Below are 4115 nucleotides of genomic sequence, written 5' to 3'. Positions count from 1 at the left end.
GAGAGCGATCTGAAGGTTTTCAGCAGATGGAAAATGAGGCTAGGCCTCTATATGATGCAATCAAGTTAAACGTTAGAAATCATTTGCGTGCGCATGGCGAGATGGAGACGCGCTCATTACACACCACCCCCAAAAGCGTATAATACGTGGGGGCAACCCCAACCCAATACGCACAAAAAAGCCCCGGTCCGCTTACGCAGACCGGGGCTTTTAAATGTGCTTCGGTATATGATTTAGTAGCGGCGGGGAGGACGGGCTTCGCGGGCCTGAGCCTCGTTGACCTTCAGAGCGCGGCCACCGAGTTCTTTGCCGTTCAGGGCCTGGACAGCCTCAAGGGCGTCGGCGTCGTTCATCTCGACGAAGCCGAAGCCGCGGAAGCGGCCGGTCTCGCGGTCATTGATGAACTTCACAGACAGGACTTCGCCGTACTGGGCGAACACGTTACGCAGCTCGTCTTCGGAGGTGCTGAAGGCGATGTTGCCGACATAGATAGACTTCGACATGCGCTAAAACTCCTAAGAGAAAACAGTAAAAAATTGTCGCCCATTACGCCTGAGCAAAGAGCCTCCGGCCAGCGTGTCCAGATGATGTCTGCTAACTCCGCAAAAGAAAGATGTAAAGACCCGAAAGAATAAAATCTTAAAAAAAACATGGTTCGAACCACTTTTTTTTCGCGCCCCGCTGCCGCCCCGCGCAAAAGCCCTCTCCGAAGGCGCATGGGCATAAACATCGCGGGCTTGCGCCCCCGAACGCCAGGCCTATTTCCCCGCGCGCTCCGCCAGCCAGGCCGTGAAGCTTTCGCGCGCGCGCTGGCCGTACAGCTCCTTGCGGATCTTCTTGCCCGCGCGGCGGTTCAACTCCGGCATCAGGCCGAAGTGCGCGTTGGACGGCTGGAAGCGCTTGGCGGGCGGGGTGCGCAAATGCCCCAGCAAACCGCCCAGGGCCGTGGTGTTCGGCGGCGGCGCAAGGGTGCTTCCGGTCAGCTTCGCGGCGAGCGAAAGCCCCACCCACAGGCCGCACGCGGCGCTCTCCAGGTAGCCCTCAACGCCGGTGATCTGCCCGGCCAGGTAGACGCCAGGCCGCGCCTTGAGCGAAAGCTCGGCGTCCAGCACAGTCGGAGCATCCACAAAGGTGTTGCGGTGAATGCTGCCCAGGCGCAGGAACTCGGCGTTCTCCAGCCCGGGAATCATGCGGAACACGCGCTGCTGTTCCGGGTACTTGAGCTTGGTCTGAAAGCCCACGAGGTTGAAGGCGGTCTTTTCCGCGTTCTCCGCCCGCAGCTGGACCACGGCAAAGGCTTCCTCGCCCGTGCGCGGGTTGGGCAGGCCCACGGGCTTCAGCGGCCCGAAGCACAGGGTCAGGCGGCCGCGCTCGGCCATTTCCTCCACAGGCAGGCAGCCCTCGAAGTGGATCTCCTTCTCGAAATCGCGCGGGGCGACCTTTTCCGCGGCCATAAGCGCCGCAAGGAAGGCGTCGTACTGGGCCTCGGTCATGGGGCAGTTGAGGTAGTCGTCTTCCTCCGGCCTGTAGCGGCTGCCCCAGAAGGCTATGTCCAGGTCCACGCTGTCGCGGCTGATGATGGGCGCGATGGCGTCGTAGAAATACAGGCGCTGGCCGCCTTCGGTCGTCGTGGCCTCGGCCAGGCTGGCGGCAAGCGCGTCGCTGGCGAGCGGCCCGGCGGCGACAACCACGGCGTCGAAGCCGTGAAGCTCCGGCGCGTCCAGGCTCTGCACCTCCTGGCGCACGACCTCGATGTTCGGCTCGGCCTCTATCCGCGCGGTGATGAACTCGGCGAAGCGGTCCCTGTCAACGGCCAGGGCCTTGCCGGCCGGAATGCGCGTGGCGTCGGCCGCGTGCATCACCAGGCTGTCCAGCTCGCGCATCTCCAGCTTCAGGCAGCCGATGGCCGTGGTCAACTCGTCGGAGCGCAGGGAGTTGGAACAGACCAGCTCGGCAAGATGTCCGGTGGTGTGCGCCGGGGAGGACTTCTCCGGCCGCATCTCGAACAGGCGCACAAAAACGCCCGCCTTGGCCAGGGCCAGGGCGCACTCGCACCCGGCCAGTCCGCCGCCGATTATCGCCACACGGGGCGCCACACGCTTTTCCGAACCCGTCACAGGGGCCTGAGCCTCGTTGTTATCCGCCATGATTTCCGGTATCCTCTTGATTGTTCTACGCGCAAGCCTTTCGCCCCTGCACCCCAAACCCGGCGCGGTCCATGAAGCAGCACCACGACAGCACCACTGAACAGCCCGTCCTGCTCGACATCCGGGGCCTCACCACGGCCTTTGCCCGCCAGTCCGGTGGAGCCGGTGGGGCAACCGTCGCCAGGGCGGTTGATACAGTGAGCGTCAGCGTTCGGCAAGGCGAAACCCTGGCCGTGGTCGGGGAATCGGGCTGCGGCAAGACCGTGCTGGCGCTTTCCGTGCTGGGCCTCATCCCGGATCCGCCGGGCCGCGTCATCGAGGGCGAGGCGCTGTACCGCGGCCGAGACCTGCTCTCCATGAGCGAGGCCGATCTGCAGGGCGTGCGCGGCAACCACATCGCCATGATCTTCCAGGAGCCCATGACCTCGCTGAACCCGGTGTTCCGCGTAGGCGAGCAGATCGCCGAAGGCTACCGCCTGCACAAGAAAGCCAGCCGGGCCGAGGCGGCGCAGCGCGCCGTGGAGATGCTGGGGCTGGTGGGCATCCCCAACCCGGCCGCGCGCGCGCAAAGCTATCCGCACGAACTTTCCGGCGGCATGCGCCAGCGGGTCATGATCGCCATGGCCCTGGCCAACGACCCGGACCTGATCTTCGCCGACGAGCCCACCACGGCGCTCGACGTGACTATTCAGGCGCAGATCCTGGACCTCATGCGCAGGCTCCAGGCCGAAAAAGGCTCGGGCATCATGCTCATCACCCACGATCTGGGCGTGGTGGCCGAGACGGCGCAACGCGTGGCCGTCATGTACGCCGGGCAGGTGGTGGAGGAAGCGCCCGTGGCCGAACTGTTCAGCGCGCCCGCGCACCCGTACACGCAAGGCCTGCTCGCCTCCGTGCCGCGCCTGGGCGTGAAGCGCGTGCTCGCGCCCATTCCAGGCATGGTTCCGGGCATCTTCGATCTGCCCTCGGGCTGCCGCTTCCGGCCGCGCTGCGCAAAGGCCTTTGCCCGCTGCGAGGAGGCCCCGCCGCTGTTCACAGCCGCGCCCGGGCATTCATCGCGCTGCTGGCTGTGCGAATCCGCGCAGCAGGGGGCCGCGTGAACTCGAACCAGAAACCCGCCCTGCTGGAACTGTTCGACGTGGCCCGGCACTACGCCGTCACCAGCGGCCTGATGGGCCTCAAGAAAGGCGTGGCCCGCGCCGTGGACGGCGTGAGCCTGACCTTGCAGCAAGGCGAGAGCCTGGGCCTGGTGGGCGAATCGGGCTGCGGCAAGTCCACCCTGGCCCGCTGCATCCTGGGGCTGGAGCCCCTGGCCCGGGGCCGCGTGGAGTTCCAGGGCCGCGATGTTTCCGACTGGCCGGAGAAGGATCTGCGCCGCCAGATGCAGATGATTTTTCAGGACCCTTACTCTTCGCTTGATCCGCGCATGCGTGTGGGCTCCATCGTGGCCGAGCCGCTGGTGATCCACAGCGTGGGCACCGGCGCGGAGCGCACGGCCAGGACCTCGGACCTGCTGCGCCTGGTGGGCCTGCCGGAATCCATGGCCGGGCGCTACCCGCACCAGCTTTCCGGCGGCCAGCGCCAGCGCGTGGCCGTGGCCCGCGCCCTGGCCTTGAACCCGGCGCTGGTGGTGTGCGACGAGCCCGTGAGCGCGCTCGACGTATCAATCCAGGCCCAGGTGCTGCTGCTGTTGCAGGACCTGCGCGAGACCCTCGGCCTCACCTATTTGTTCATCTCCCACGACTTGGCCGTGGTGGGCCAGGTGTGCGACCGCATCGCCGTGATGTACCTGGGCAAGGTGGTGGAAAGCGCCCCGGCCGCGACCTTGGTCAGCGCTCCGAAGCACCCGTACACCAGCGCCCTGCTCTCCGCCGTGCCCGTGCCCGACCCTGGCCGGAAGCACATGCGCCAGGAGCTGAAGGGCGAGCTGCCCAGCCCCCTTGCGCCGCCTTCCGGCTGCCCCTTCCA

Annotated in this window: 4 protein-coding genes; 2 read left to right on the top strand and 2 right to left on the bottom strand. The window is 66.0% G+C overall.

What is annotated here, in order from left to right; all coding sequences use genetic code 11:
• Positions 1-233 precede the first annotated feature (233 nt).
• Positions 234-503, bottom strand: coding sequence for an RNA-binding protein (locus VN419_RS05035; RefSeq protein WP_325645100.1), 270 nt, complete (start codon positions 501-503; stop codon positions 234-236).
• A 255-nt stretch (positions 504-758) separates the two neighbouring features.
• The gene (trmFO, locus tag VN419_RS05030) at positions 759-2147 is read right to left on the bottom strand and encodes a methylenetetrahydrofolate--tRNA-(uracil(54)-C(5))-methyltransferase (FADH(2)-oxidizing) TrmFO (protein WP_325645098.1); all 1389 of its coding nucleotides are present in this window, start codon (positions 2145-2147) and stop codon (positions 759-761) included.
• Between the two features lie 71 nt (positions 2148-2218).
• Here trmFO and VN419_RS05025 point away from each other — a divergent pair, with 71 nt between their 5' ends.
• On the top strand, positions 2219-3247 hold the full coding sequence (locus VN419_RS05025; protein WP_325645096.1) for an ABC transporter ATP-binding protein: 1029 nt from the start codon (positions 2219-2221) through the stop codon (positions 3245-3247).
• Positions 3244-4115: oligopeptide/dipeptide ABC transporter ATP-binding protein (locus VN419_RS05020; protein WP_325645094.1), on the top strand; the 872-nt coding region annotated here is incomplete at its 3' end. The genes VN419_RS05025 and VN419_RS05020, both read left to right, overlap by 4 nt.

It is taken from the genome of Humidesulfovibrio sp. (assembly GCF_035560995.1).
GTDB lineage: Bacteria > Desulfobacterota > Desulfovibrionia > Desulfovibrionales > Desulfovibrionaceae > Humidesulfovibrio.
Note: the sequence above shows the minus strand (reverse complement) of the source record. Positions and strands in the feature narration are given on the sequence as shown.

Coding starts and splice junctions, on each gene's coding strand:
- VN419_RS05035 (WP_325645100.1), bottom strand. CDS start 503: ATGTCGAAGTCTATCTATGTCGGCAACATCGCCTTCAGCACCTCCGAA.
- trmFO (WP_325645098.1), bottom strand. CDS start 2,147: ATGGCGGATAACAACGAGGCTCAGGCCCCTGTGACGGGTTCGGAAAAG.
- VN419_RS05025 (WP_325645096.1), top strand. CDS start 2,219: ATGAAGCAGCACCACGACAGCACCACTGAACAGCCCGTCCTGCTCGAC.